Genomic DNA, 24,957 nt, shown 5'->3' with positions numbered 1-24,957 from the left:
GTCGGGCAGGGGTTTGGATGTTTATGCGGACCAAACCCTACTGGACGCCATTTGGGGTCGCGCGGGGAGGGTGCCCAACGCGCCGCCCCGCTCCCCGAAGAGGTGGACGCAGGGGTTCCGCCTGCACCGGTGCACGCCCGAATGACCGTTTTGACCTGCCGCCTGACGGGGCTTCGATGTCCGGCAGGCCGACGGCAAGCACTGGCTCCGGTACGGCTACGACGGCCTCGCCACCCCGGCCGACGGCTCCGGCGCGGTACCTCAAGGACCAGATGCAGAACACCACGCCCAACCAGTCGGTGAAGCTGCCATCCCAGGGTTTAGCGTGGCGGCGTGTCCTACTTCGACGCCGCCTCCGCCGCCCCGCTCCACCCGGTCGCCCGCCAGGCCCTCCAGGCCTCCCTCGACGAGGGCTGGGCCGACCCCGCACGCCTGTACCGGGAGGGCAGACGGGCGAGGATGCTGCTGGACGCGGCGCGCGAGGCGACCGCGGAGGCGGTGGGCTGCCGGCCCGACGAGCTGACCTTCACCTCGTCCGGTACGCGTGCCGTGCACACCGGGATCGCGGGCGCGCTGGCGGGGCGCCGTCGTGTCGGACGCCACATGATCGTGTCAGCGGTCGAACACTCCTCGGTGCTCCATTCGGCCGAGGTGCACGAGGCGGACGGCGGGACGGTCACACAGGTCCCGGTCGACCGCGGGGGTGCGGTGGCCGCCGCGTCGTACGAAGCCGCGCTGCGCCCGGACACCGCGCTGGCCTGTCTGCAGTCGGCCAACCACGAGGTGGGCACCGAGCAGCCGGTGGCCGAGGTGGCCGAGGTGTGCCGGGCGGCGGGCGTTCCCCTGCTGGTGGACGCGGCCCAGTCGCTGGGCTGGCGCCGGGTGGAGGGCGAGTGGTCGCTGCTGGCGGCGAGCGCCCACAAGTGGGGCGGGCCGTCGGGGGTGGGACTGCTCGTCGTACGGAAAGGGGTGCGGTTCGCGCCCCAGGGGCCGGTGGACGAGCGGGAGTCGGGCCGGGCGGCCGGGTTCGAGAACATCCCGGCGATCGTGGCCGCGGCGGCATCACTGCGAGCGGTGCGGGCGGAGGCGGCCGCTCAGGCCGTACGGCTGCGGGAGCTGACGGAGCGGATCCGTGTGCGGGTGCCGCAGCTGGTACCGGACGTGGAGGTGGTGGGCGACCCGGTCCGCCGGCTGCCGGGCGTCGTCACCTTCTCCTGTCTCTATGTCGATGGAGAGACCCTCCTGCACGAGCTGGACCGCGAGGGGTTCTCGGTCTCGTCCGGTTCGTCCTGCACGAGCAGCACGCTGACGCCGAGCCATGTGCTGAAGGCGATGGGGGTGCTGAGCGGGGGCAACGTGCGGGTGTCGCTGCCGCTCGGCACGCCGGAGGAGGAGGTCGAGCGGTTTCTGTCGGTCCTGCCGGGGGCGGTGGCCGCGGTCCGGGAGAAGCTGGGGGCGCCGACTCCGGCGGCAGCGGCCGTCCGGGACGCCCTGGTCGTCGACGCCCTCGGCAAGCGCTGCCCGCTGCCGGTGATCGAGCTGGCGAAGGTCATCGGGGACGTTCCCGTGGGCGGCACGGTCCGCGTCCTCGCGGACGACGAGGCGGCGCGGCTGGACATCCCGGCGTGGTGCGAGATGCGGGGGCAGGAGTACGTGGGTGAGGAGCCGGCGGACAAGGGCTCGGCCTACGTGGTCCGCCGGGTCTCCTAGCGCGTCGTACCTGCCCGGGCGAGGCGGGCGCGGACCCGGCCCCAGGCGAGGCGGGCGCGGACCCGGCCCCAGGCGAGGCGGGCGCGGACCCGGCTCAGGCGAGATGGGCGCGGACCTCGTCGGCCGCCTCGTCGCCGTACGCCTTGGTGAAGCGGTCCATGAAATGTGCGCGGCGCAGCTGGTACTCCTGGGTACCGACCGTCTCGATGACCAGCGTGGCGAGCATGCAGCCGACCTGGGCGGCGCGCTCCAGGGAGACGCCCCAGGCCAGGCCGGAGAGGAAACCGGCGCGGAAGGCGTCGCCGACGCCCGTCGGGTCGGCCTTGCGCTCCTCGTCGGGGCAGCCGACCTCGATCGGGTCCTCGCCCGCCCGCTCGATGCGCACGCCCCGCGAGCCGAGGGTGGTGACCCGGTGGCCGACCCGGGAGAGGATCTCGGCGTCGCTCCAGCCCGTCTTGGACTCGATGAGCCCCTTCTCGTACTCGTTGGAGAAGAGGTACGTCGCCCCGTCCAGCAGTATCCGGATCTCGTCGCCGTCCATCCGGGCGATCTGCTGGGAGAAGTCGGCGGCGAACGGGATGGACCGGGAGCGGCACTCCTCGGTGTGCCGGAGCATCGCCTCGGGGTCGTCGGCGCCGATCAGCACCAGGTCCAGGCCGCCGACGCGGTCGGCGACGGTCTTGAGCTCGATGAGGCGGGCCTCGCTCATCGCGCCGGTGTAGAAGGAGCCGATCTGGTTGTGGTCGGCGTCGGTGGTGCACACGAAGCGGGCGGTGTGCAGCGTGTCGGAGATGCGGACGGAGGCGGTGTCGACGCCGTGGCGGTCCAGCCACGCGCGGTACTCGTCGAAGTCCGGGCCCGCCGCGCCGACCAGGATCGGCCGGGTGCCGAGCTGGCCCATGCCGAAGGCGATGTTGGCGCCGACTCCGCCGCGCCGGACGTCCAGCTGGTCGACCAGGAAGGAGAGCGAGACCGTGTGCAGCTGGTCCGCGACGAACTGATCGGCGAAGCGGCCGGGGAAGGTCATGAGGTGGTCGGTGGCGATGGAGCCGGTGACTGCGATGCGCACGGCGTGGACTCTCCTGGAGGGAAGGGGATTGACAGTTCACGCTACCCGGTCGGGGCGGGGCACTGAAGCAGGCAAAACTACCCGATAGTAGATCTTTCTCCTTGAGCCCCGGCGTGCTTACGGTTCCGTCATGACGAACCTCAAGGTGCAAGCTGCCCCCGACCCGGCCGACCTGGACGGCGACCTCGCGTCGCTGCGCGGCGACTGCGCCCGGATGGTCCCCCATTGGGCGGCTCCCGACCGGGCCGCCTCCCTGCCGGTGCCGCCGTCCCACATCCACGGCGTGAGCGTTCCGGCCTCCTCCGCGCGACTGCTGGACGCGATGTCGGACTACGGCGACTGAGCCGGCGCTCTTCGGGAACCGTGCGCTCCCCCGCTGCGTCCCATCGCTGTCCCCCGTCTGGGGGATGCGGGATACGACCCACCGGCCGGCCGCTTTGACAGGGCCGGGTCAGGGTCACAGGGACAGCTGTGCTGCCGAAGGAGCGATGCGGTGAACACCGAGCGACCCGACCACGACGACGCCGCCGAGCCCGGTGCCGCCGACGCCGCCGGCACAGCGCGGGGCACCGATGACACCGCGGGCGAGGTCGAGCAGACGAGCGCGCCCGCCGAGCGGGAGCAGGACGCAACCGACACCGGGGTGCAGGCCGCTCCCCAGGAACCGGACACGTCCGGCACCGAGGCGCGAGCCGCCACGGACGAACCGGACACGTCCGGCACCGCGCAAGCCGCTACGCAGGAACCGGACACGTCCGACACCGAAGCGCGAGCGGCCGCTATGGACGAACTGGACACGTCCGGCACGGACGTGTCGGCCGCTACGGGGGAGAAGGGTGTCGTCGGCGACCGGGAGACCGTTGACGTGCGTCCGGCCCGGCGGCGCTCCCCCCTGGTCGCCGCCTCGGTTGCCGCCGCGGTGCTGCTCGTCGGGGGCGGTGGGGCGTATCTCGCCGCGAGCGCGTCCGGTGGCTCGGGCGGAGGTACGGGCCCGGCGGCGTCCGGCGGCCACGGCACTCCCCCGCCGCTCGCCCTCGACGGCTACTCCTCCGGCGGTACGAACGGTATCGCGCCCGGTGAGCCCAACCCGTACGGCGCGACGTACCGGGTCGGCGGCACGCTGCCCGGCGGACCCGGCTCGGCATCCGTGTACGCGGCGAAGGGCGAGGTCACCCAGGACGAGGTGGCCCGCCTGGCGAAGGCGCTCGGCGTCGACGGGACGCCGGTGGCCGACGCGCAGGCCTGGAGGGTCGGGCCCGGGAAGGACGGTTCGGGTCCGAGTCTGCAGGTGAGCAGGCAGGCACCGGGGACCTGGACGTTCAGCCGGTACGCACCGGGCACCGACGACTGCAAGGGCGTGCTGTGCACGCACGACCCCGCGGCCCCGGCCGTCCACCCGGTGAGCGTGGCGGCCGCGGAGAAGGCCGCGGCGCCGGTGCTGAAGGCGTTGGGTCAGGACGACGCGAAGGTGGACGCGAGCCAGATCATGGGCGCCCAGCGGGTCGTCAACGCCGACCCGGTGGTCGGCGGGTTGCCCACGTACGGCTGGACGACCGGCCTGAGCGTCAGCCGGCAGGGCGAGGTGGTCAGCGGCAGCGGGCAGTTGAAGGCGCCGACTAAGGGCGACACATATCCCGTCCTGAACGCGCGGAAGACGCTGGACCTGATGAACGCGGCCCCCAGGACCGACCACCGCATGGGCATCGGCGGCTGCGCCAGCCCCGAACCGCTGAAGGACCGCCTCGAGGCCCCGTGCGGATCGCCGACCATCGCCCAGGAGGTCCTCACCGTGGACAAGGCCGTCTTCGGTCTGGCGTCGCACTCCTCGAACGGGCGGCAGACGCTGGTGCCGTCCTGGCTGTTCGAGGTGCGGGGGCCGGGCGCGCAGGACCGCTTCACGGTGACGTATCCGGCGGTCGACCCGAAGTACCTGGCCTCGCCGACCACGCCGTCCGGGCAGCCGAGTGCGCAGCCGAGCGGCTCCGGCAGCGCCCCGGCGACGCACGACGTGAAGGTGACGGGCTACAGCACCGAGGGCGACGACCTGACCGTCGGCTTCGAAGGCGGGGTGTGCGCCGACTACAAGACGTCGGCGAAGGAGAGCTCCGGCAAGGTGACCGTCACGGTGACCGAGACCCCGTGGCGGAACAAGGTCTGCATCATGATCGCCAAGATGTACCACCAGACCCTGCACCTGGACCGGCCGCTCGGCGACCGGACCGTGGTCGGGTCGGACGGGCGGGAGATCCCGAAGGAGAAGGGGGCGCGGCTGCCGGAGTCGTCGTCGGCCCGGTGAGCCCTGGTGGAAGCAGGAAGGCGGCGGCCCCGTCGAACGGGGCCGCCGCCTTTTCCGTCATGTCGTGGCCGGCTCAGCTGAAGGAGTCGCCGCAGGCGCAGGAACCCGTCGCGTTCGGGTTGTCGATCGTGAAGCCCTGCTTCTCGATCGTGTCCACGAAGTCGATGGTGGCGCCGCCCAGGTACGGAGCGCTCATCCGGTCGGTGACGACCTTCACCCCGCCGAAGTCCTTCTCCACGTCGCCGTCGAGGGAGCGCTCGTCGAAGAAGAGCTGGTAGCGCAGGCCGGAGCAGCCACCGGGCTGGACGGCGACGCGCAGGGCGAGGTCGTCGCGGCCTTCCTGGTCGAGCAGGGCCTTGACCTTGGACGCGGCGGCGTCGGTCAGGATGATGCCGTCGGTGACGGTGGTGGTCTCGTCCGATACGGACATCTACATCTCTCCCGGGTTGTACGGAGACTGCTTGGCGACGTGTGCAACCGGCAAGGCCGCGGATTCATTCCGGGCCGATGCACATGCTTTTTGTCTTCTTCGTGCTCGTCTTCTTCATGCTCGCACAGGCGCGGTGCGGCGGACAGCGACCTGCGGACGGCGCGACGAACGCGACAGCACCACCTGACGGTGGGGTGTCAGGATTCACGTCACATCGACGCAATGGCCTTCGTCAAAGTGGCGTGAAACGGTTATGATAGATAGCGTCAGTTCGACGAAAAGTAGAAAGGGTGCGTGTCGTGACCACCGCCCAAGCCCAGGAGCTCGACGTACAGCCGACGCCCCTCGCCCTGCTGCTTCTCGGCCGTGAGGCCGACCCGAAGAGCGAGCGGGGTGTCGAGTGTCCCGGCGACCTGCCCTCGCCGTCCGACCCGGACCTGGTGGAGCGCGCCCGCGCGGCCAGGGAGAAGCTCGGCGACAAGGTCTTCGTGCTCGGCCACCACTACCAGCGCGACGAGGTCATCCAGTTCGCCGACGTCACGGGCGACTCCTTCAAGCTGGCCCGGGACGCGGCGGCGCGGCCGGAGGCCGAGTACATCGTGTTCTGCGGCGTGCACTTCATGGCCGAGTCCGCGGACATCCTGACCAGCGACCAGCAGAAGGTGGTCCTGCCGGACCTGGCGGCCGGCTGCTCCATGGCCGACATGGCGACGGCCGAACAGGTCGCCGAGTGCTGGGACGTGCTGAGCGATGCCGGCATCGCCGAGCAGGTCGTGCCGGTGTCGTACATGAACTCGTCCGCCGACATCAAGGCGTTCACGGGCAAGCACGGTGGCACGATCTGCACCTCGTCCAATGCCAGGCGGGCCCTGGAGTGGGCCTTCCAGCAGGGCGAGAAGGTGCTGTTCCTGCCCGACCAGCACCTGGGCCGCAACACGGCGGTGCGGGACATGGGGATGTCGCTGGACGACTGCGTCGTCTACAACCCGCACAAGCCCAACGGCGGACTGACCACCGCGGAGCTGCGCGCCGCGAAGATGATCCTGTGGCGGGGCCACTGCTCCGTGCACGGCCGCTTCAACCTCGACTCGGTGAACGACGTGCGGCAGCGAATGCCCGGCGTGAACGTGCTCGTCCACCCCGAGTGCAAGCACGAGGTCGTGGCCGCGGCGGACTACGTCGGGTCGACCGAGTACATCATCAAGACGCTGGAGGCCGCTCCGGCCGGCTCGAAGTGGGCCATCGGTACGGAGCTGAACCTCGTACGGCGGCTGGCGAACCGTTTCGCGCCCGAGGGCAAGGAGGTCGTGTTCCTGGACCGGACGGTGTGCTTCTGCTCCACGATGAACCGGATCGACCTGCCCCACCTGGTGTGGGCCCTGGAGTCCCTGGCCGAGGACAACCTGGTCAACCGCATCGAGGTGGACAAGGAGACGGAGGCGTTCGCGAAGCTGGCGCTGGAGCGGATGCTCGCCCTGCCCTAGCCTCCCCAGCCCCGGGCCGGGCGGCTGCCCGGCCCGGTCGTCATCAGGGGTGCCCGCAGAAGGGCGCCGAGATGCTGAGCCCGCCGTCGACGACCAGGGCGGACCAGGAAGCCCCGGACGCGAACAACGGCACGGGGCGCCCGTCCCGTGGACGAGCGCCCCGTGCGGCAGGCGGATCAGCCCCGCGTGAGCTGCGGCTCCTCGGCGTCGGCCGCGCGGTCCGTCGGACCGGACGCCGGCGCCCTCTTCGCCGCCCGCTTCTTCGCCCGGCGCTCCTTGCGGAGCTCCAGCATCGCGTACAGCGTCGGGACGAGGAGCAGGGTCAGCAGGGTCGACGTGACCAGGCCGCCGATGACGACCACCGCCAACGGCTGTGCGATGAAGCCGCCCTCGCCCGTGACGCCCAGGGCCATCGGCAGCAGGGCGAAGATCGTGGCCAGGGCCGTCATCAGGATCGGGCGCAGACGGTGGCGGCCGCCTTCCACCACGGCCTCGACGACGCCGTAACCCTGCCTGCGGTACTGGTTGATGAGGTCGATCAGCACGATCGCGTTCGTGACCACGATGCCGATCAGCATCAGCATGCCGATCATCGCAGGGACACCCATCGGCGTACCGGTGGCGATGAGCAGGCCGAGCGCGCCGGTCGCGGCGAAGGGGATGGACACCAGCAGGATCAGCGGCTGGGCCAGCGAGCGGAAGGTCGCGACCAGCAGCATGAAGACGATGGCGATGGCCGCCAGCATGGCCAGGCCGAGGTTCTTGAACGCGTCGCTCTGGTCCTGCGAGACACCGCCGATCTCCGCCGTCGCGCCCGCCGGGAGCTTCAGGGCCTTGATCTTCGACTGGAGGTCGGCGCTGACCGCGCCGGTGTTGTCGCCCGTCGGCTTGGCCGTGATCGTGGCGGCGCGCTGCCCGTCGATGCGGGTCATCGACACGGGGCCGTCCACCAGTTGCACCGTCGCGATGTCGCCCAGCTTCACCGCACCGAGGCGGAGGTTCTTCAACTGGCCCAGCGTCTTTGCCGGCTTCGCCGACCGGATGACGACGTCGCGCTCGGTGTCGTCCAGGATCGCCTTCGCGGCCGTGGTGCCCTTCACCGCCTGGGCGACGGCCATGCCGAGGGTCTGGTCGGTGAAGCCCGCGGCGGCCGCCTTGGCGTTGGCCTTCACCGAGATGCGCGGCACGCTCTGCGACAGGTCGCTCGTGACGTCGGTGACGTCGTCCAGCTGCGCAACCGTCTTGCGGACCTGCTCCGCCGCCCTGCGCAGCACGTCCCCGTCGGCCGCCTTGACGACCACCTTCAGGTCCTGGTCGCCGAAGCCGTCACCGGCCGCGACCGTGGTGGTGCCGATGCCGGAGAGCCGGTGCAGGCCGTCCTCGATACGGCTGCGCACGTCGTCGGCGGACGCCGAGTCCTCCAGCATCACCTGGTACGAGGCCTGGTTGGTGTCCGTGCCGCCGCCGAAGGCGGCCATGAAGCCGGACGAGCCGACCGTCACCTGGTAGTCCTTGACGCCCTTCACCCCGGCGAGCAGCTTCTCGACCTTCTTCGCCTGCGCGTTGGTCGCCGCCAGGCTGGTGCCCGGCTTCAGCGCCTGCTTGACGGTGAGGACCTTCTGGTCGCCCTGGTCGAAGAAGTTCGTCTTCAGCAGCGGGGTCATGCCGAAGGTGCCGACCAGCACGACGACCGCGATCAGCACGCTGGTGAGGCGGCGGCGGGTGGCGAAGCGCAGGACGGGGACGTAGCAGCGCTGGAGCCGGCTCCTCGCCTCCTTCTCCTCGGCCAGGCGGCGGGCCTCCGCCGCCTCCGCGGGCGTGCCCTTCGGGGCGCGCAGGAACCAGTACGACAGGACCGGTACGACCGTCAGCGACACCAGCAGCGAGGCCAGCAGCGCCGCGGTGACCGTGATGCTGAACGGGCCGAACAGCTCGCCCACCATGCCGCCGACCAGGCCGATCGGCAGGAACACGGCGACTGTGGTGAGCGTGGAGGAGGTCACCGCGCCGGCCACCTCGCGGACGGCGTCGAGGATGGCCTCGCGGCGCTCCTCGCCGTAGCCGAGGTGACGCTTGATGTTCTCCAGGACCACGATCGAGTCGTCGACGACGCGGCCGATGGCGATCGTCAGCGCGCCCAGCGTCAGCATGTTCAGCGACAGGTCGCGGGTCCACAGGACGATCAGGGCCAGGACGACGGAGAGCGGGATGCTCACCGCCGTGACCAGCGTCGAGCGGACCGACGCGAGGAAGACCAGGATGACGAGGACCGCGAACAGCAGGCCCAGCGCGCCCTCGGTGGTCAGGCCGTCGATGGACTTGGCCACCGCCGGGCCCTGGTCGCTGACGACGGTGATCGTCGAGCCGGAACCGAGGTTTTTGCGCAGGCCGGGCAGTTTGTCCTTGACCGCGTGGGAGATCGCGACCGCGCTGCCGTCGTGGTCCATGGTGACGGCGACGGCGAGGCTGGGCCTGCCGTCGGTGCGGGTGATGGAGTCGGCCTTGGCCGGCTCCTGCCTGACGGTGGCGACGTCGCCGAGGCGGACCGGCTTCTTCGCGGCGGCGCCCTCCCCGGTGACCATCAGGTCCTCGATCTGCTTGAGCGAGGTGAAGCCGCCGCCGACCTGGACGGTGCGGTTGGCGCCACCCTCGTCGAAGGAGCCCGCGGGGACGGTGGCGCCGCCCGCCTGCAGGGCCTGGCCCAGGGCGGCGGTGGTGAGTCCCGCCCGGGCGAGCTTCCTGTCATCGGGAGTGACGGTGACCTGCAGGTCCCGTACGCCGTCGACGGTGACCCGGCTGACGCCGCCGATGTTCTTCAGCTCCGGTACGACCGTCCTGTTGAGCTGGTCGGCGAGGGCCTGCTGGTCCTTGTCGGAGGTGACGGCGAGGACGACCGTCGGGATGTCGTCCGTGGAACCGGCCACGACCTGCGGGTCGACGTCGTTCGGGAGCTGGGCACGGGCCCGGTTGACGGCCTGCTGGACGTCGGCGACGAGCTGCTTGGTGTCGTTGCCGTAGTCGAAGGAGGCCATGATCACGGCGTTGCCCTCGCTCGCCGTGGAGGTGACGCCGGTGATGCCGTCGACGGCCTGCAGGTTGTCCTCGATCGGTTCGACGACCTGCTTCTCGACCACGTCCGGGGACGCGCCCTGGTAGGGCGCCAGCACGGACACCATGGGAAGTTCGATACTGGGCAGCAGCTGCTGCTTGAGCTGGGGGATCGCGATCGCCCCGAAGACGAGCGCGATGATCGACATCAGCCCTATGAGGGCCCGTTGCGCGAGGCTGAATCTGGACAGCCAGGACATGGGTCAGGGTCTCTCTTCTGTGAGCGGCAGAAGCGGCGAGGGGCACAGGTGAGCGCCCACCCCTACACCCTGAGCCATCCATGGACGGCGATCCGTAGGCCCCTGGTCCATTTCCTTGTCCGGGCCGTACTCCGGGCGCAGTACGCCCGGGCCGAGGGTGCTCCACCCTTGGACGTACCGGCCTGGACCCGGCTCACTCCACCCTGGGACGCACCAGCCCCGACTCGTACGCAATCACCACGAGCTGCGCCCGGTCGCGGGCGCCCAGCTTCGCCATGGCCCGGTTGACGTGCGTCTTCACCGTCAGCGGGCTGACCTCGAGCCGCTCGGCTATCTCGTCGTTGGAGTGCCCGCCTGCGACCTGGACCAGCACCTCGCGCTCCCGCACGGTGAGCGCGGCGAGCCGCTCGGAGCGGGCGGGGTCACGGCCGTCGTCTCCCGCGTCGCCCTGCGCGAGGAAGCGGGCGATCAGGCCCTTGGTGGCCGCGGGGGACAGCAGCGCCTCGCCGCCCGCCGCGACGCGGATGGCGTTGAGCAGTTCCTCGGGTTCGCTGCCCTTGCCGAGGAAACCGGAGGCGCCCGCGCGCAGGGACTGCACGACGTAGTCGTCGACCTCGAAGGTGGTGAGGATGACCACGCGGACGTGCGCGAGGGCGGGGTCGGCGCTGATCATGCGGGTGGCCGCGAGGCCGTCCGTGCCGGGCATCCGGATGTCCATCAGCACGACGTCGGCCCGCTGCTCCTTGGCCAGCCGCACCGCCTCCGCGCCGTCGGACGCCTCGCCGACCACCTCCATGTCGGGCTCGGAGTCGACGAGCACGCGGAAGGCGCTGCGCAGCAGCGCCTGGTCGTCGGCGAGCAGGACACGGATCGTCATGCGGTCTCCCCCGTGGCGGTGGTCATGCGGTCTGCCCCGTGGCGGTGGTCATGCACTCTCCCCCGTGGCGGTGGTCATGCACTCTCCCCCGTGGCGCGTGTGCGGTTCTTGACCGGCAGGATGGCATGGACCCGGAAGCCGCCTCCGTGGCGGGGACCGGTGGTGAGGGTGCCGCCGAGGGCCGTGACCCGCTCGCGCATGCCGAGCAGACCGTGCCCGCCGCCCGTCTCGGGGCCGTCGTCCTCGTCGGCGCCGTCGTCGAGGACGGTGATCTCGACGTTCGGCCCCACGCGTACGACGCTGACCTCCGCCTTCGCCTGGGTACCGGCGTGCTTCTGCACGTTGGTGAGGGCCTCCTGGATCACGCGGTAGGCGGCCAGGTCGACGGCGGCGGGCAGGGTGGTGCCCTGGTCGGCGCGGGCGACCTCGACGTGCAGGCCGGCGCTGCGGAAGGTGCCGGCCAGCTCGTCGAGGCGGTCGAGGCCGGGGGCCGGTTCGGTGGGGGCCTCGGGGTCGCCGGACTGCCTGAGCAGCCCGACGGTGGCGCGCAGTTCGTTCAGCGCGGAGCGGCTGGCCTCACGTACGTGGGCGAGGGCCTCCTTGGCCTGGTCGGGCCGCTTGTCCATCACGTGGGCGGCGACGCCGGCCTGGACGTTGACGAGGGCGATGTGGTGGGCGACGACGTCGTGCAGGTCGCGGGCGATGCGGAGGCGTTCCTCGGCGACACGTCGGCGGGCCTCCTCCTCGCGGGTGCGTTCGGCTCGTTCGGCGCGCTCCCTGATGGCCTGTACGAAGGCGCGGCGGCTGCGGACGGCGTCGCCGACCGCTGCGGCCATGCCGGTCCAGGCGAAGATGCCGAGGTTCTCCTGCGCGTACCAGGGCAGGGGGCCGGCCAGCATGGCGGCGCCGGTCAGCACGGTCATGGTGAGCAGGCCGACGCGCCAGGTGGTGGGGCGGTCGGTGGTGGCGGCGACGGTGTAGAGGGCGACGACGGCCGACATGGCGACCGGGGCGCGGGGGTCGCCGGTGACGCACTCGACGAGGGAGACGGTGCCGGTGACGGCGAGGACCGTCATGGGGGCACGGCGGCGGAAGACGAGCGCAGCGGCGCCGATCACGATGAGGACGAGGCTGAGGGAGTCGGGGGTGCGCACGCCCCAGCTGACACCGTTCTCCCCGTGGGGGTCCACGAAGGACCCGGCCACCATGCATATCAGGACGGCCGCCGCCAACGCCGCGTCCAGCGCCAGGGGGTGCGCTTTGAGTTGGCATCTGGCGCGGTCGAGGGTGGTCACGTCTGTGTACGGTACGGCGTCCCTGCTGGGCTTGGAACGGGGGTCGAGGGTGCGCAGCTGTTCGGGACGGTCGGCGTCGGCGTGGCCGTCAGCCCGGGATCAAGCCGTCGTCGCTCAGCAGGTCCCGTACCTCCTCCAGGGTCGCGTCCGGGGACGGAAGGATCAGTTCCGACGGTTCCAGGAAGTCGTCCGGCAGGGGCTCGCCCAGTTCGCAAACCTTGGACAGGAGCGCCTGGAGGGTGCGGCGGAAGCCGGGACCGTCGCCCCTCTCCATCTCGGCCAGGAGTTCGTCGTCCAGCTTGTTCAGCTCGGTGAGGTGGCTGTCGGCCAGCCTCACCTGCCCCTCCCCCATGATCCGTACGATCATGTCGCCCTCCTCGGCGTGGGCCCCGGCTGTCGTGACGTGACTACTGCTTGTCGAAGCGGGGGGTGTCCTGCGGCTGCTGCTGGGACTGCGACTGGTCCGTGCCGCCCTCGATCGCCTGCTGCGGCGAACCGCCGGCCAGCTCCGCCTTCATGCGCTGCAGCTCCAGCTCTACATCCGTACCACCGGAGAGCCGGTCCAGCTCGGCCTGGATCTCGTCCTTGGCCATGCCGGAGTGGTCGTCCAGGGCGCCGGAGGCGAGGAGCTCGTCGATCGCGCCGGCGCGGGCCTGCAGCTGCGCCGTCTTGTCCTCGGCGCGCTGGATCGCCAGGCCGACGTCGCCCATCTCCTCGGAGATGCCGGAGAAGGCCTCGCCGATCCGGGTCTGCGCCTGCGCCGCCGTGTACGTCGCCTTGATGGTCTCCTTCCTCGTACGGAAGGCGTCGACCTTGGCCTGGAGCCGCTGGGCCGCCAGGGTGAGCTTCTCCTCCTCGCCCTGGAGCGTCGCGTGCTGCGTCTCGAGGTCCGTCACCTGCTGCTGGAGCGCGGCGCGGCGGGAGAGCGCCTCGCGGGCCAGGTCCTCCCGGCCCAGCGCGAGCGCCTTGCGGCCCTGGTCCTCCAGCTTGGTGGACTGCTGCTGCAGCTGGTTCAGCTGGAGTTCGAGGCGCTTGCGGGAGGTCGCGACGTCCGCGACGCCGCGGCGGACCTTCTGCAACAGCTCCAGCTGCTTCTGGTACGAGTAATCGAGGGTCTCGCGCGGGTCCTCGGCCCGGTCAAGGGCCTTGTTCGCCTTCGCGCGGAAGATCATCCCCATACGCTTCATGACACCGCTCATGGGCTTCGCGCGCCCCCTTCTGACGGACTCCAGCTCCAGCTCTGCGTGCAGAACCCACAGTACGGGCCCTGCATCCATTACCGCACTGTCCGGGGACGGATGCGGTCATCCCCAAGGACGACTGCGTACGCTCACGCTCCGGCGTAGGGAGTAGGTGACCCCCGGGGTACCGTCGGGCGGCTGCGTGCACAACGTCCGCTCTGTCCCCTTACAGACGACTGGTGTTGCCGGATCGTTCCCCGCCGGCTGGGGTCCATGCCGGTCAAGCCCTTACCCTTGGGTTTTGTGTTCCGTAGCCGTGCCAAGGAAGAGAAGGCCCCGGCCGCCGACAAGGCGCCGGTGAACCTCTCCAAGCAGCCCCGTGACCCGCAGGCCCCGAAGGGCCGGCCCACTCCCAAGCGGAGTGAGGCCCAGGCCCAGCGCCGCAGCGTCGCCAACACGCCGATGACGCGCAAGGAGGCCGCCAAGCGTCAGCGCGAGGAGCGCCGTGCCGCGCTGGAGCGGCAGCGCCAGGCGCTGGCCAGCGGCGACGAGCGCTACCTTCCGGCGCGCGACAAGGGCCCGGTCCGCAGGTTCGCGCGCGACTTCGTCGACTCGCGCTTCAACGTCGCGGAGTTCTTCCTGCCGATGGCCGTGGTCATCCTCGTGCTGAGCATGGTGCGGGTGGCCTCGCTGCAGAACATCGCGCTGCTGCTGTGGCTCGTGGTGATCGTCCTGATCGTGCTGGACTCGGCCGTCAGCGCCTTCCGGCTGAAGAAGCAGCTGAACGAGCGCTTCCCGGACCAGAACAAGAAGGGCGCGATCGCCTACGCCCTGATGCGCTCCCTCCAGATGCGCCGGCTTCGGCTGCCGAAGCCGCAGGTCAAGCGCGGAGAGCGGCCCTGAGTACGACCGCTTTCTCCGGGGGTGCGGCGGATGCCTGGCTGAACAAGCTGGGCGGCTTGCGTGATGTCGTACGGCAGGAACTGGTCGCCCGGCAGCTCGACGAGCAGATAGCCGGGCGGTTCCCGGTCGGGCAGCGGCTGCGGGTGCTCGACGTGGGGATGGGCCAGGGCACGCAGGCGCTTCGGCTGGCGCGGGCCGGGCACCAGGTGACCGGGCTCGAACAGGACCCCGGGATGATCTCCGTGGCGCGGGAGGCGCTCGCCGCCGAGCCGGAGGGCGTCCGGGAACGGATGCGGATCGTCGAGGGCGACGGCCGGGACACCGGGGTGCACTTCCTGCCGGGCAGTTTCGACGTGGTGCTGTGCCACGGCGTGCTCATGTACGTCGAGGAGCCGGATCCGCTGCTGGCGGGGCTGGCACGGATGCTCGCGCCGGGCGGACTGCTGTCGCTGCTCGTGCGGAACGGGGACGCGCTCGCGATGCGTCCGGGGCTGTCCGGGGACTGGGCCGGGGCACTGGCCGGGTTCGACACGACGGCGTACCGGAACCGGCTGGGGCTCGACGGACGGGCGGACCGTCGTGCCGAGCTGACGGCGACGCTCGCGGGGATCGGGGCGCCGCTGCACGCCTGGTACGGGGTGCGGGTCTTCACGGACACGGCGCCGGACGGCGCGGAGTCCCCGGCCGACCTGGAGACGCTGCTGGCGGTCGAGGAGCGGGCCGGGCGGACGGATCCGTACCGCTCGGTCGCGGCGCTGCTGCACCTGTGCGGCGTGCGCGGCTGAGGCGGAGCCCGTGGCCGCCGCGAAGGGCGCGCCGAGACGGAGCCGCCGGCTCCGGCGTGGCTCGTCGTTCGGGTGAACTGCCCAAGCCAGACATTCACCCCAAAGAGACACTCGGGTCATGGACGTTTCCCGTACCCGTACCCTTCGGCCGACCGGTTTCGTCGCCGCCCTCGCCTGCTGCGTCGCTCTGCTGTCCGGGTGCAACGGCTCGGCTTCCCCGGAGGAGGCCGCCGCCACGAAGGGCGCCTCCGACACCGGGCAGGCCGCCGTCCCGAGGGCGGCCAACGACCTGCAGAGCGACTACCTGAGGGTGATCAAGGACGTTCTGCCGTCGGTGGTGCAGATCCAGGCCAGCCAAGATCTGGGGTCCGGAGTGGTGTACGACGACAAGGGCCACATCGTCACCAACGCGCACGTCGTCGGGAACGAGAAGACCTTCCAGGTGACCACCGCCAACAGCGAGGACGCACTCACCGCCAGCCTCGTCTACTCGTACCCGGAGCAGGACCTCGCCGTCATCAAGCTGGACAAGGTCCCCGGCGGGCTGAAGGCCGCGACCCTCGCCGACTCCGAGAAGGTCGAGGTCGGGCAGATCGTGCTGGCCATGGGCTCGCCGCTGGGGCTGGCGTCGAGCGTGACCCAGGGCATCGTCTCGGCGACCGGACGCACCGTCAGCGAGGGCCGGACCGGCGGCGGTACGGGGGCCACCATCGGCAACATGGTGCAGACGTCGGCCGCGATCAACCCCGGCAACAGCGGGGGCGCGCTGGTGAACCTCGACGGTCAGGTCATCGGCATCCCGACGCTCGCCGCCACCGACCCCGAGCTCGGGGGCGGCGCGGCGCCCGGCATCGGCTTCGCGATCCCCGCCTCGATGGTGAAGACGGTCGCCGACCAGATCGTCAACAAGGGCAAGGTCACCGACTCGGGCCGGGCCGCGCTCGGCATCACGGGCCGTACCTTCGTCGACGCCCACTTCCAGGCCGCCGGGGTCGCCGTCGTCGAGGTCGAGCCGGGCGGCGCGGCCGACAAGGCGGGCCTGCAGTCCGGGGACATCATCACCAAGGTGGACGACACGGACATCACCTCCATGACCACGCTGGCCGAGGCGCTGGCCTCCGACAGGCCGGGGCAGAGGACCACAGTGACGTTCACGCGCAACGGCCGTGAGAAGACGGTGGAGATGACACTGGGTGAGCAGTGAGGAGGGGCGGTCCGACGGCGATCACCCCCTCCCCCGCGCGACGCCTAGGACTCGTCGGCGTGCAGGCTCATCGGCCCGTAGATCTCCGTGGCGTCCTCGAACAGCCGCACCTGGTCCGCGCCGCCGTCCAGCAGGGCCTTCCAGTTCTCCCCGATCCAGGACTCGGCGTCGCCCTGCGTGGTGAACTCCTCGGGCTGCACCGCGGGCTGGACCTCCGTCCCGTCGGCCGTCTCGAACCGCCACGTCCATGCCGCCATGTACGCCTCCCAGGTGTGAGCACACTGCACAGCGGGAGCCGGATCCTGGTCCGGCTTCCGCCCAGAGCCTATGTGCTGAGCGGGGTGTGCCGTCAGGAGGCCCGGGAGTGATCGGCGCAACTGCGGGCCGTCCGGGCCCGTCGGGACCACCGCGGACCGCACGACGTCCGGGCCCGTCGGGACCACCGCGGACCGCACGACGTCCGCGTCCGCGCGCTTCTTGGGACCTCGGACGCGCAAGACCCGCGGCGAGACGGGAAAATCGGGTCCGTGGACGTGACTCTTCTCGGCACCGGTGCCCCCGCGGGACTCCCCCGCCCCGACTGTCCCTGCGCGGCCTGTGCGACGGCGCTCGGCGCCGACGCGCGGGCGGCGACCGCGCTGCTCGTGGACGAGGCGCTGCTGCTGGACCTGACCCCCGGTGCGGCGTTCGCGGCCGCCCGCGCCGGGCATTCGCTGGGCGGCGTACGACAGGTGCTGCTGTCGCACCCGCACAACGGGCCCGCGGTGGAAGTGCCGGCCGGACTGCCGCAGCCCGGGCGGGTGCCGGACGGGCGGGAGTTGGCGCTGCTGACGGGACATCGGGTGCGGGCGGTGGCGATGGACGCGCCGGGCACCGGGTACGCGGTGACCGGGCCGGACGGGCAGCGGCTGCTGTATCTGCCGCCGGGCGGCGCTCCGGCAGGGCTGGAGGAGGGGTCCGCGGAGACGTACGACATGGTCCTCGCGGACGTCGTGGGGCGGCCGGACGCCCTGGCCAAGCTGCGGGCGGTGGGTTCGGTGGGGCCGACCACGGACGTCGTCGCCGTGCACCTCGACCACGACGTGCCGCCGGGGGCGGAGCTGCGCCGGCGGCTCGCGGCGGCGGGGGCGCGGGCCGTGCCGGACGGCACGACGCTGGTGGTCGGGGCGTACGAGGACGTGCCGGACGTGCCGCGGCGGACGCTGGTGCTGGGCGGGGCGCGGTCGGGCAAGTCGGTGGAGGCCGAGCGGCGGCTGGAGTCCTTCCCCGGTGTGCTGTACGTCGCCACGGGCGGATCCCGCAACGGGGACACCGAGTGGGCGGGCCGGGTCGCCGCGCACCGGGAGCGGCGGCCGGGGTCGTGGCGGACGGCGGAGACGTGCGACCTGGTGCCGCTGCTGGAGCAGGACGGGCCGCCGCTGCTGATCGACTGCCTGTCCTTGTGGCTGACAGACGCGATGGACTCCGTCGGCGCCTGGGACGATGCCGAGTGGGCGGACGGCGGGGAGCGGGCGCTGCGGGAGCGGGTGGCGCAGCTGACGGCGGCGGTGCGGGCGACCCGGCGGACGGTGGTCGCGGTGTCCAACGAGGTGGGCTCGGGCATCGTGCCGGCCACCGCGCCGGGACGGCGGTACCGGGACGAACTCGGGCGCCTGAACGCGGCGTTCGCACAGGAGTGCGAGCATGTGCTGCTGGTGGTGGCGGGGCAGGCGGTCGTGCTGCGCGGCTGACGGGCCAGGCGCCCCGGTGGGCGGCTAGGAGTCCCGGCGGGCGACGATGCGGTAGGCGTTCGAGAAGGGGGCGCGGCGGAACAGGGGGGCCGGCGCGTGGTCCGCGACTGCCGCCGCGGCCACGAGCGGACTGGTCGCCGCGGCCAGGACCGCACGCAGCAGGCGCTTCAGGTCGGTCGGAGGGACCTTGCGCCAGGGGGCGTCGGCCGCGGGCAAGACGTGGGTGAGGGCCAGGGCGACCGCCGCCGACAGGTCGTTCGGCGTGTGGGGGGTGCGTCGGTCGGTGACGAGGATCGTGCAGCCCCGGGACTCCAGTTCCGCGCGGAGGTTGCGCAGCGGCATCAGGTGCAGGTGGCGCGGCTGACCGTACGGCAGCCACCACTTGCCCAGCAGCAGGGCGGACACGCAGCGCGGGTCGGGGGCTTCGATGAGCAGGTGGCCGCCGGGGCGCAGGACGGTGAGGGCCCCCCGCAGTTCCGCACGGGGGTCGGGGGCGTGTGCCAGGTGGTGGAACATGCTGACCACGTCGTAGCGGCCGCGCAGGCGGTCCGCGATGCGGGGGTCGGCCAGGTGGCCGATGTGGGCCTCCTCGATCCGCCCGGCCGCGCGGGCCTGCTCCACGCGCGGGGTCGGGTCGAGACCGTCGAAGGAGGTGTACGGGAAGACCTCCTGCGCCGCTTGCGGGAAGTGGGCGTGGCCCGTGCCGACGTCCAGCCAGCTCTCCGGTTCCCCCACGTTCCGCATCAGGTGCGCGACGGCCCGGTGGCGGCGGTGGCTGCGGCGGGCCGCCAGGACGCGTTCGGCGAGGCCCTCCGGTTCCCCCTCGTCGAAGTCCCGGTGGTAGAAGGCCAGGCCCTCCACGGTGAGCCGGGGGTTCTGGAAGGCGTGTCGGCAGTCCCGGCACTGGTCGACCACGAACGTGCCGGGCTTGTGCTGCAGCAAATCGGGGGCGCGCAGCCGGGTGCGCAGGCGTCCAGAACCGCACCAGGGGCAGTCGTCGCGGCGCGGCTCGTGGAAACGGTCGACGCCGTGGGCGAGTTCGGCGGCGTACGCGATGCGGCGCGGGTCGTAGACATGCGGGGCGTACGGCAGGGGCGGCATGGGCGGCTCCCGTGGGGGGCGAGAGGGGCGTACGGCAGGGACGTGCGACAATCCGCTACAAAAGGAACGTATGGGATCGGGATCTTGGGTGCAATCACGTCGTGGGGGTGTGGTGGCGATGTGGCGCGGCTCTGTTCGATCAGGGCCGGTACTGTTCGGCGAATGAGCTCGCTTAATCTCGACGACTTCACCGATCTGATCGAGCGTCCCGACGGCGGTGTGCGCCGTGATGCCGAGGCGCGCCGGGAGCGTCAGATCGTGCCGCCCGGGTCGCTGGGCCGCCTCGACGACCTGGGTGAGTGGCTGGCCGCGGCGCAGGGCGCCGTGCCGGTGCGGCCGGTGGAACGGCCGCGAGCGGTGTTGTTCGCCGGTGACCACGGGGTGGCCGAACTCGGCGTCTCGAAGCGTCCCGCGGGCGGTGCCGAGCAGCTGGTGCGGGCGGTTCTGGAAGGCGGCCGGCCCGTGTCCGTGCTGGCCCGGCGGCTCGGCGTGCCGGTGCGGGTGGTCGACATGGCGCTGGACTGCGCGCCGGACGCGCTGCCCGAGGACGTCGTACGGCACCGGGTGCGGCGCGGCAGCGGGCGCATCGACGTCGAGGACGCGCTGACCCTTCAGGAGGCGGAGGCCGCGTTCAGGGCCGGGGTCGCGGTGGCCGACGAGGAGGCCGACTCCGGTACGGATCTGGTGGTGCTCGGCGATGTGAGCGTGGGCGGAACCACGCCGGCGGCCGTGCTGATCGCCGCGCTGTGCGGGACGGACGCGTCCGTGGTGACCGGGCGCGGGGGTGAGGCGATCGACGACCTGGCGTGGATGCGCAAGTGCGGGGCGATCCGGGACGCGCTGCGGCGGGCCCGGCCCGTGCTCGGGGACCAGTTGCAGCTGCTGGCGACGGTGGGCGGGGCCGACCTCGCCGCGATCACCGGCTTCCTGCTGCAGTGTGCGGTGCGGAAGCTGCCGGTGATCCTGGACGGGGTCGTGTCGGCCGCGTGTGCTCTGGTGGGGCAGCGGGTGGCGTTCCGGGCGCCGGACTGGTGGCTGGCCGGGCAGAACAGCGGCGAGCCGGGGCAGGCGAAGGCGCTGGACCGGATGGCGCTGGAACCGCTGCTCGACCAGGGGGTGACCGTCGGGGAGGGGGCGGGGGCGCTGTTGGCGTTGCCGCTGGTGCAGGCCGCTGCCGCGTTGGCCGCCGAGCTTCCCGAGCGGGCGGAGGATTCGATGGAGCCGGAGGTGAAGGAGCCGGAGGAGCAGGAGGAGGAGTAGGAGGAGGAGCCGGAGGAGTACCGGAGGAGTAGGAGGAGGAGTCGGGGGACGGCCGGTTCGGCACCTCCCCCACTGCCTTCAGGGCGTGGGGGGGACCCCCAGCCGCGCCGTCCCGGTTGCCCGCCGTCGCGGCGGAACCAGCCGACCGGCGGAAAAGTCCGGTCGGCGGACCAGGAAGACAGGTGGAGTAGGCGGGCAGGCGAAAAGAGCGATTCGCCGGGGTGGCGCCCATATGATCCCCTCTTATGAGAGATGCCCGAATTGCCGCGGAACAGGAAGCGCCTCCGGCCCGGCCGGGCAGCACGCGCAGGCGGTGCACCACCGTTTCGCGGCGGGCGGCCACGTTCGCCGTCTGGTATCTGCGGGCCGTCGCGTTCGTCAACTTCCTCAGCGCGGTGTGGGTCTCCCTGGGGCAGGACGTGCGCCGGCACAACCAGGAGAACCTCTTCACGCCGTACCTGCTGACCGCCGGCTTCGCCTCCGGTGTGTTCACGGCGTTCCTGGCCATCACCATGCGGCGCCGCAAGCGGGCGGCGTGGATCCTCAACCTCGGGCTCAGCGGACCGTTCCTGGCGCTGTTCGCCTTCGCGATGACGTTCCCGGAGATCCGCCAGTCCGCGCAGAACTGGATCTCCCTGGTCCTCACCGCCGCCTTCATCGCCGCGCTGCTCCTCGGGCGGCGCGCCTTCTACGCCAAGGGCGACCGGTCCAACCCCAGGCTCGCCGCCGCCGTCGCGGTGGGCGGGCTGCTGGTCTCCTCGCTGCTCGCCGCGCTGCTGGTGACGGTCACCAACCAGGCGCCGGACGCGGCGCGTTCGACATTCGGGGAGCGCTGGCACTACGGCACGCTGCGGCTGGTCTCGGTCGCCGGCGCGGAGTCCCGCTTCCCCGGCGTCGAGACGCCGAACTGGGCCAACGTCGCGATCAACGTGCTCTCCACCGCCCTGGTGCTCGCCGTCGTGTACGCCGCCTTCCGCTCCCGACGCGCCGTCGATGCGCTCACCGAGGACGACGAGAAGCGGCTGCGGGCCCTGCTGGAGCGGCACGGCGAGCGGGACTCGCTCGGCTACTTCGCGCTGCGGCGGGAGAAGAGCGTGTGCTGGTCGCCGACCGGCAAGGCGGCCGTCGCCTATCGCGTGGTGGGCGGGGTGTCCCTGGCCTCCGGGGATCCGATGGGCGACCCCGAGGCCTGGCCCGGCGCCATCGAGCCGTGGCTGGCCGAGGCGCGTGCGCACGGGTGGATTCCGGCCGTGATGGGGGCGGGCGCGGAGGCCGGGACGGTGTACGCGCGGCACGGGCTGGACGCCCTCGAACTCGGCGACGAGGCCCTGGTGGAGGTCGCCGAGTTCACGCTGGAGGGCCGGGCCATGCGGACCGTGCGGCAGGCCTGCAACCGCGTGAAGCGGGCCGGGTACACCGTGCGCATCCGGCGCCACGAGGACATCCCGGCCGACGAGATGGCGTACCTGGTCGAGCGGGCGGACGATTGGCGGGACGGGGCCACCGAGCGCGGGTTCAGCATGGCGCTGGGCCGGCTCGGGGATCCGGAGGACGGCCGGTGCGTGATGCTGGAGTGCCACGACGCGCGGGGCGACCTGCGGGCCCTGCTCTCCTTCGTGCCGTGGGGGCCGCACGGGCTGTCCCTGGACCTGATGCGGCGCGACCGCCACGCCGAGAACGGGCTGGTGGAGTTCATGGTGCTCGAACTCCTGCGCCGTGCCCGAGAGATCGAGATCACCCAGGTTTCCCTCAACTTCGCCATGTTCCGGTCGGTCTTCGAACGTGGCGCACGCCTCGGCGCCGGGCCGGTTCTGAGGCTGTGGCGGTCGCTCCTCAGCTTCTTCTCGCGCTGGTGGCAGATCGAGTCGCTGTACCGCGCCAACGCCAAGTACCGGCCCATCTGGGAACCGAGGTTCCTGCTCTTCGAAAAGAGCGCGGACCTGCTGCGCATCGGCCTCGCGTCGGCGCGCGCGGAGGGGTTCCTGGAGGCTCCGGGACTGCCGAAGTGGCTGCACCGCAAGCACCTGGAGACGCACAGATGACCAGGCTCGCCCGCTGGGCCCGCGCCGAATGGGGGCTTCTGTACGTCACCGTGCGCGAGCCGCTGCTGAAGCTGGGTCCGCGGGCGATCCCGATGACGATCGGGGCGGTGTGTCTGACGGCGGTGCTGCAGTTCGTGCAGAACCAGTCCTGGGGCTATGGGTTCGTGCAGGACATCGGGTCCGTACGGGCCGAGGAACCGCTGTGGCTCGCCCTGCTGCGCACCCCGCTGTCGCTGTTCATGCCGGCGCTGGACCTGCCGGTGTGGGGCGCGCTGGCGCAGATCCTGTTCGTCCTCGGGATCGCCGAGATCTGCCTGGGCTGGTGGCAGACGCTCGCCATCGCCTACGTCGCCACGCTCGCCGGCACGCTCTACGCGCGCATCGGCATCGCACTCGGGCCGCACCACCCGTTGGGGCTGCCCGGCACGGACGCGCAGGTCGTGGACACCGGTCCGTCGGCGGCCGTAGTGGGTCTCGCGGTGTACCTCGGCTGGCGCTACGGGGCGTACGTCACGGCGGGCGCGGTGGTCGCGGCGATGGCGATCGAGGTGGGGGTGAAGGAGAACCTGGCCGGCAAGGAGCACCTGGCGGCGATCGCAGGCGTGGCGCTGGTGTGCCTGCTCTCGGCGGTACGTCACCGGGGGCCGGGCAGACGGGCCCGCTCCGCGTCCGGCTTTCCGCCGATCCAGTCCTGAAACGCGCGGCGGGGCCCCGACCAGCGGCGGTCGTGGTGGTAGGCGCGCAGGCTGGAGCGGGCGCGGGCGCGCGGGCGGCGGCGGTAGAAGCGCTTGGCCCACGGGGAGCCGGGGCGGGCCAGGCGGACGGCGCCGAGGAGGGCGACGACGGGGACGATCACGCCGAAGACCGCGAGGCGGACCTTGCCCTTGCCGAGGGCGACGAGGGAGAAGAGGAAGTTCACGGCGACAATGGCGATGACCGTGCCGCGGTCCTGGAGCTCACCCGTGGACAGGTCGTTGACGCCGAACGGGGAGAACCCGGCGAGGACCAGGCCGACCAGGGCCGCGGTGAGGACGACGACCTCGACGCTCTGCCGGCCCGCCTCGCTCCAGTAGACGTCGTCCAGGTGCAGGATCAGCGCGAACTCGTCCAGGACGAGGCCCGCGCCCATGCCGAAGACGACCGCGAAGGCGGCCGAGCCGAAGCTGTGGTGGCTGCTGGCGACCGCGCCGAAGCCGCCGACGACGGTGAGGACGACGCCGGGGACGACGTGGTGGATGTGCAGGCCGCCTGCCTTGACATTGCCGAAGGGGCCCTTGCCGGCGCGGATGAGGCGGGTGATGGTCCGGGTGATCACGAAGGTGAGGACGAAGGCGGTGAGGGCGAGGAGCAGGGGCAGTTTGCCGGGTTCGATGATGTTCCGCTCCAGCCAGTGCCCCATGCATCTAGTTTGCCGGTTTTATCGGTACGCTGCCTGCCCGCTGCCGACGGGCGGCGGTCCCGTAGTCTGCCCGCGTGTCCAAGATCCCGCCCCTGCACGGTCTCCGGTTCGCCTTCGGCACCCTCACCGTCCTCCCGGTCAAGGTGAGTCGCTGGGACCGTGAGGCCGCGCGCGGGGGAATGCTCTGCGCGCCGGTCGTCGGGCTCGTGGCCGGGGCGGTCGCCGCCGCCGTCGGCCTGCTGCTGCTGTTCCTCGGGGCGAGCCCTCTGCTCGCCGCCGTCGCCACCGCCGCCGTACCCGCCGTGCTGACCCGCGGTCTGCATCTCGACGGGCTCGCCGACACCGCGGACGGGCTCGGCAGCGGCAAGCCCGCCGAGGACGCGTTGCGGATCATGAAGCAGTCGGACATCGGCCCGTTCGGGGTGATCACGCTGGTGTTCGTGCTGCTGGCTCAGGTGGGCGCCCTGACGCAGGCCTACGACGGCTCGTGGGCCCGGGGCGCGCTCGCCGCCGTCGTCTCGGCGACCGCCGCCCGCCTCGCGCTCACCCTGGCCGCGCGCGCCGGGGTGCCGGCCGCCCGGCCGGAGGGGCTGGGGGCCGCCGTCGCGGGGGTGGTTCCGGGGCGCGGGGCGCTGGGCGCGGCCCTGCTGGTCACCGGGGCGGCGGCCGCCGGGGGTGCGTTCTTCGGGGCGTACGGCAGCGTCCGTACCGCAGGGGCCGTCGTCCTCTCCGCCGCCGTCGCCGAGCTCCTGCTCCGCCACTGCACGCGTCGCTTCGGGGGCGTGACCGGTGACGTCTTCGGCGGCCTCGCCGAGACCGCGGCGACCGCGGCGCTGGTCGTTCTGTCACTGGGGTGAAACGAAACGATCCCCCATCGGCCCCT

Annotated in this window: 22 protein-coding genes; 12 read left to right on the top strand and 10 right to left on the bottom strand. The window is 72.1% G+C overall.

The genetic code is table 11. The features are described from left to right. Window positions 1–333: 333 nt before the first annotated feature. A complete protein-coding gene (locus ABZV31_RS02615) occupies window positions 334–1,710 on the top strand; it encodes an aminotransferase class V-fold PLP-dependent enzyme (protein ID WP_355887041.1) in 1,377 nt (458 codons plus the stop codon). A 94-nt stretch (window positions 1,711–1,804) separates the two neighbouring features. On the opposite strand, the gene ABZV31_RS02610 is transcribed toward ABZV31_RS02615, so the two are convergent. Further along, entirely contained in the window at window positions 1,805–2,779 is a 975-nt protein-coding gene (locus ABZV31_RS02610) for a carbohydrate kinase family protein (protein WP_355887038.1), read from the bottom strand. A gap of 130 nt (window positions 2,780–2,909) precedes the next feature. Here ABZV31_RS02610 and ABZV31_RS02605 point away from each other — a divergent pair, with 130 nt between their 5' ends. Next, window positions 2,910–3,122 carry a hypothetical protein gene (locus tag ABZV31_RS02605; RefSeq protein ID WP_355887036.1) on the top strand — a complete coding sequence of 71 codons (213 nt, stop codon included), beginning with the start codon at window positions 2,910–2,912 and terminating at the stop codon, window positions 3,120–3,122. 150 nt (window positions 3,123–3,272) lie between these two features. Then, window positions 3,273–5,075 (top strand): hypothetical protein, encoded by a 1,803-nt coding sequence (locus ABZV31_RS02600; RefSeq protein ID WP_355887033.1) that lies wholly within the window; start codon window positions 3,273–3,275, stop codon window positions 5,073–5,075. 73 nt (window positions 5,076–5,148) lie between these two features. On the opposite strand, the gene ABZV31_RS02595 is transcribed toward ABZV31_RS02600, so the two are convergent. Further along, window positions 5,149–5,505, bottom strand: a complete 357-nt coding sequence (locus ABZV31_RS02595; RefSeq protein ID WP_006135694.1) for an iron-sulfur cluster assembly accessory protein — start codon at window positions 5,503–5,505, stop codon at window positions 5,149–5,151. A gap of 299 nt (window positions 5,506–5,804) precedes the next feature. Here ABZV31_RS02595 and nadA point away from each other — a divergent pair, with 299 nt between their 5' ends. Next, entirely contained in the window at window positions 5,805–6,989 is a 1,185-nt protein-coding gene (gene nadA / locus ABZV31_RS02590; RefSeq protein ID WP_355887030.1) for a quinolinate synthase NadA, read from the top strand. Between the two features lie 176 nt (window positions 6,990–7,165). On the opposite strand, the gene ABZV31_RS02585 is transcribed toward nadA, so the two are convergent. The 5 genes from ABZV31_RS02585 to ABZV31_RS02565 all read right to left on the bottom strand — a co-directional run bounded on the left by ABZV31_RS02585 (window position 7,166) and on the right by ABZV31_RS02565 (window position 13,668). Then, window positions 7,166–10,297, bottom strand: a complete 3,132-nt coding sequence (locus tag ABZV31_RS02585; RefSeq protein WP_355887027.1) for an efflux RND transporter permease subunit — start codon at window positions 10,295–10,297, stop codon at window positions 7,166–7,168. A 193-nt stretch (window positions 10,298–10,490) separates the two neighbouring features. After that, the gene (locus ABZV31_RS02580) at window positions 10,491–11,174 is read right to left on the bottom strand and encodes a response regulator transcription factor (protein WP_355887025.1); all 684 of its coding nucleotides are present in this window, start codon (window positions 11,172–11,174) and stop codon (window positions 10,491–10,493) included. 74 nt (window positions 11,175–11,248) lie between these two features. Then, window positions 11,249–12,469, bottom strand: coding sequence for a sensor histidine kinase (locus ABZV31_RS02575; RefSeq protein ID WP_355887022.1), 1,221 nt, complete (start codon window positions 12,467–12,469; stop codon window positions 11,249–11,251). Between the two features lie 88 nt (window positions 12,470–12,557). Further along, the gene (locus ABZV31_RS02570) at window positions 12,558–12,836 is read right to left on the bottom strand and encodes a hypothetical protein (RefSeq protein ID WP_355887019.1); all 279 of its coding nucleotides are present in this window, start codon (window positions 12,834–12,836) and stop codon (window positions 12,558–12,560) included. A gap of 40 nt (window positions 12,837–12,876) precedes the next feature. Then, window positions 12,877–13,668 carry a PspA/IM30 family protein gene (locus tag ABZV31_RS02565; RefSeq protein ID WP_355887016.1) on the bottom strand — a complete coding sequence of 264 codons (792 nt, stop codon included), beginning with the start codon at window positions 13,666–13,668 and terminating at the stop codon, window positions 12,877–12,879. 285 nt (window positions 13,669–13,953) lie between these two features. Between ABZV31_RS02565 and ABZV31_RS02560 the strand changes: the two genes are divergently transcribed. The 3 genes from ABZV31_RS02560 to ABZV31_RS02550 all read left to right on the top strand — a co-directional run bounded on the left by ABZV31_RS02560 (window position 13,954) and on the right by ABZV31_RS02550 (window position 16,542). Continuing rightward, window positions 13,954–14,553: a DUF3043 domain-containing protein gene (locus tag ABZV31_RS02560; protein WP_355887013.1), complete on the top strand. Its 600-nt coding sequence runs from the start codon at window positions 13,954–13,956 to the stop codon at window positions 14,551–14,553. 80 nt (window positions 14,554–14,633) lie between these two features. Further along, window positions 14,634–15,338 (top strand): methyltransferase domain-containing protein, encoded by a 705-nt coding sequence (locus tag ABZV31_RS02555; protein ID WP_355887580.1) that lies wholly within the window; start codon window positions 14,634–14,636, stop codon window positions 15,336–15,338. 118 nt (window positions 15,339–15,456) lie between these two features. Beyond that, the gene (locus tag ABZV31_RS02550) at window positions 15,457–16,542 is read left to right on the top strand and encodes a trypsin-like peptidase domain-containing protein (RefSeq protein ID WP_355887010.1); all 1,086 of its coding nucleotides are present in this window, start codon (window positions 15,457–15,459) and stop codon (window positions 16,540–16,542) included. 44 nt (window positions 16,543–16,586) lie between these two features. Here the strand turns inward: ABZV31_RS02550 and ABZV31_RS02545 are convergent, their stop codons facing one another. Continuing rightward, window positions 16,587–16,799, bottom strand: a complete 213-nt coding sequence (locus tag ABZV31_RS02545; RefSeq protein ID WP_355887007.1) for a hypothetical protein — start codon at window positions 16,797–16,799, stop codon at window positions 16,587–16,589. 270 nt (window positions 16,800–17,069) lie between these two features. Between ABZV31_RS02545 and ABZV31_RS02540 the strand changes: the two genes are divergently transcribed. After that, window positions 17,070–18,272 carry a bifunctional adenosylcobinamide kinase/adenosylcobinamide-phosphate guanylyltransferase gene (locus ABZV31_RS02540; RefSeq protein ID WP_355887004.1) on the top strand — a complete coding sequence of 401 codons (1,203 nt, stop codon included), beginning with the start codon at window positions 17,070–17,072 and terminating at the stop codon, window positions 18,270–18,272. A 24-nt stretch (window positions 18,273–18,296) separates the two neighbouring features. On the opposite strand, the gene ABZV31_RS02535 is transcribed toward ABZV31_RS02540, so the two are convergent. After that, complete coding sequence (locus ABZV31_RS02535) at window positions 18,297–19,373, bottom strand: class I SAM-dependent methyltransferase (RefSeq protein WP_355887001.1); 1,077 nt, start codon at window positions 19,371–19,373, stop codon at window positions 18,297–18,299. A gap of 162 nt (window positions 19,374–19,535) precedes the next feature. On the opposite strand from ABZV31_RS02535, the gene cobT reads away from it, so the two are divergent. The 3 genes from cobT to ABZV31_RS02520 all read left to right on the top strand — a co-directional run bounded on the left by cobT (window position 19,536) and on the right by ABZV31_RS02520 (window position 23,370). Then, complete coding sequence (cobT, locus tag ABZV31_RS02530; protein ID WP_355886999.1) at window positions 19,536–20,633, top strand: nicotinate-nucleotide--dimethylbenzimidazole phosphoribosyltransferase; 1,098 nt, start codon at window positions 19,536–19,538, stop codon at window positions 20,631–20,633. Window positions 20,634–20,878: 245 nt separating this feature from the next. Next, window positions 20,879–22,675: a phosphatidylglycerol lysyltransferase domain-containing protein gene (locus tag ABZV31_RS02525; RefSeq protein WP_355886997.1), complete on the top strand. Its 1,797-nt coding sequence runs from the start codon at window positions 20,879–20,881 to the stop codon at window positions 22,673–22,675. Then, on the top strand, window positions 22,672–23,370 hold the full coding sequence (locus tag ABZV31_RS02520) for a hypothetical protein (protein WP_355886994.1): 699 nt from the start codon (window positions 22,672–22,674) through the stop codon (window positions 23,368–23,370). Before ABZV31_RS02525 ends, ABZV31_RS02520 begins: the two co-directional genes overlap by 4 nt. On the opposite strand, the gene ABZV31_RS02515 is transcribed toward ABZV31_RS02520, so the two are convergent. Beyond that, window positions 23,310–24,074 (bottom strand): hypothetical protein, encoded by a 765-nt coding sequence (locus ABZV31_RS02515; protein WP_355886991.1) that lies wholly within the window; start codon window positions 24,072–24,074, stop codon window positions 23,310–23,312. The genes ABZV31_RS02520 and ABZV31_RS02515 overlap by 61 nt on opposite strands. Before the next feature lie 74 nt (window positions 24,075–24,148). On the opposite strand from ABZV31_RS02515, the gene ABZV31_RS02510 reads away from it, so the two are divergent. After that, complete coding sequence (locus ABZV31_RS02510; RefSeq protein ID WP_355886988.1) at window positions 24,149–24,931, top strand: adenosylcobinamide-GDP ribazoletransferase; 783 nt, start codon at window positions 24,149–24,151, stop codon at window positions 24,929–24,931. Window positions 24,932–24,957: the final 26 nt, after the last annotated feature.

It is taken from the genome of Streptomyces sp. NPDC005202 (assembly GCF_040608235.1).
Taxonomy (GTDB): Bacteria; Actinomycetota; Actinomycetes; order Streptomycetales; family Streptomycetaceae; genus Streptomyces.
The sequence above is the reverse complement of the archived record's forward strand: the minus strand, read 5'-3'. Positions and strand labels throughout refer to the sequence as shown.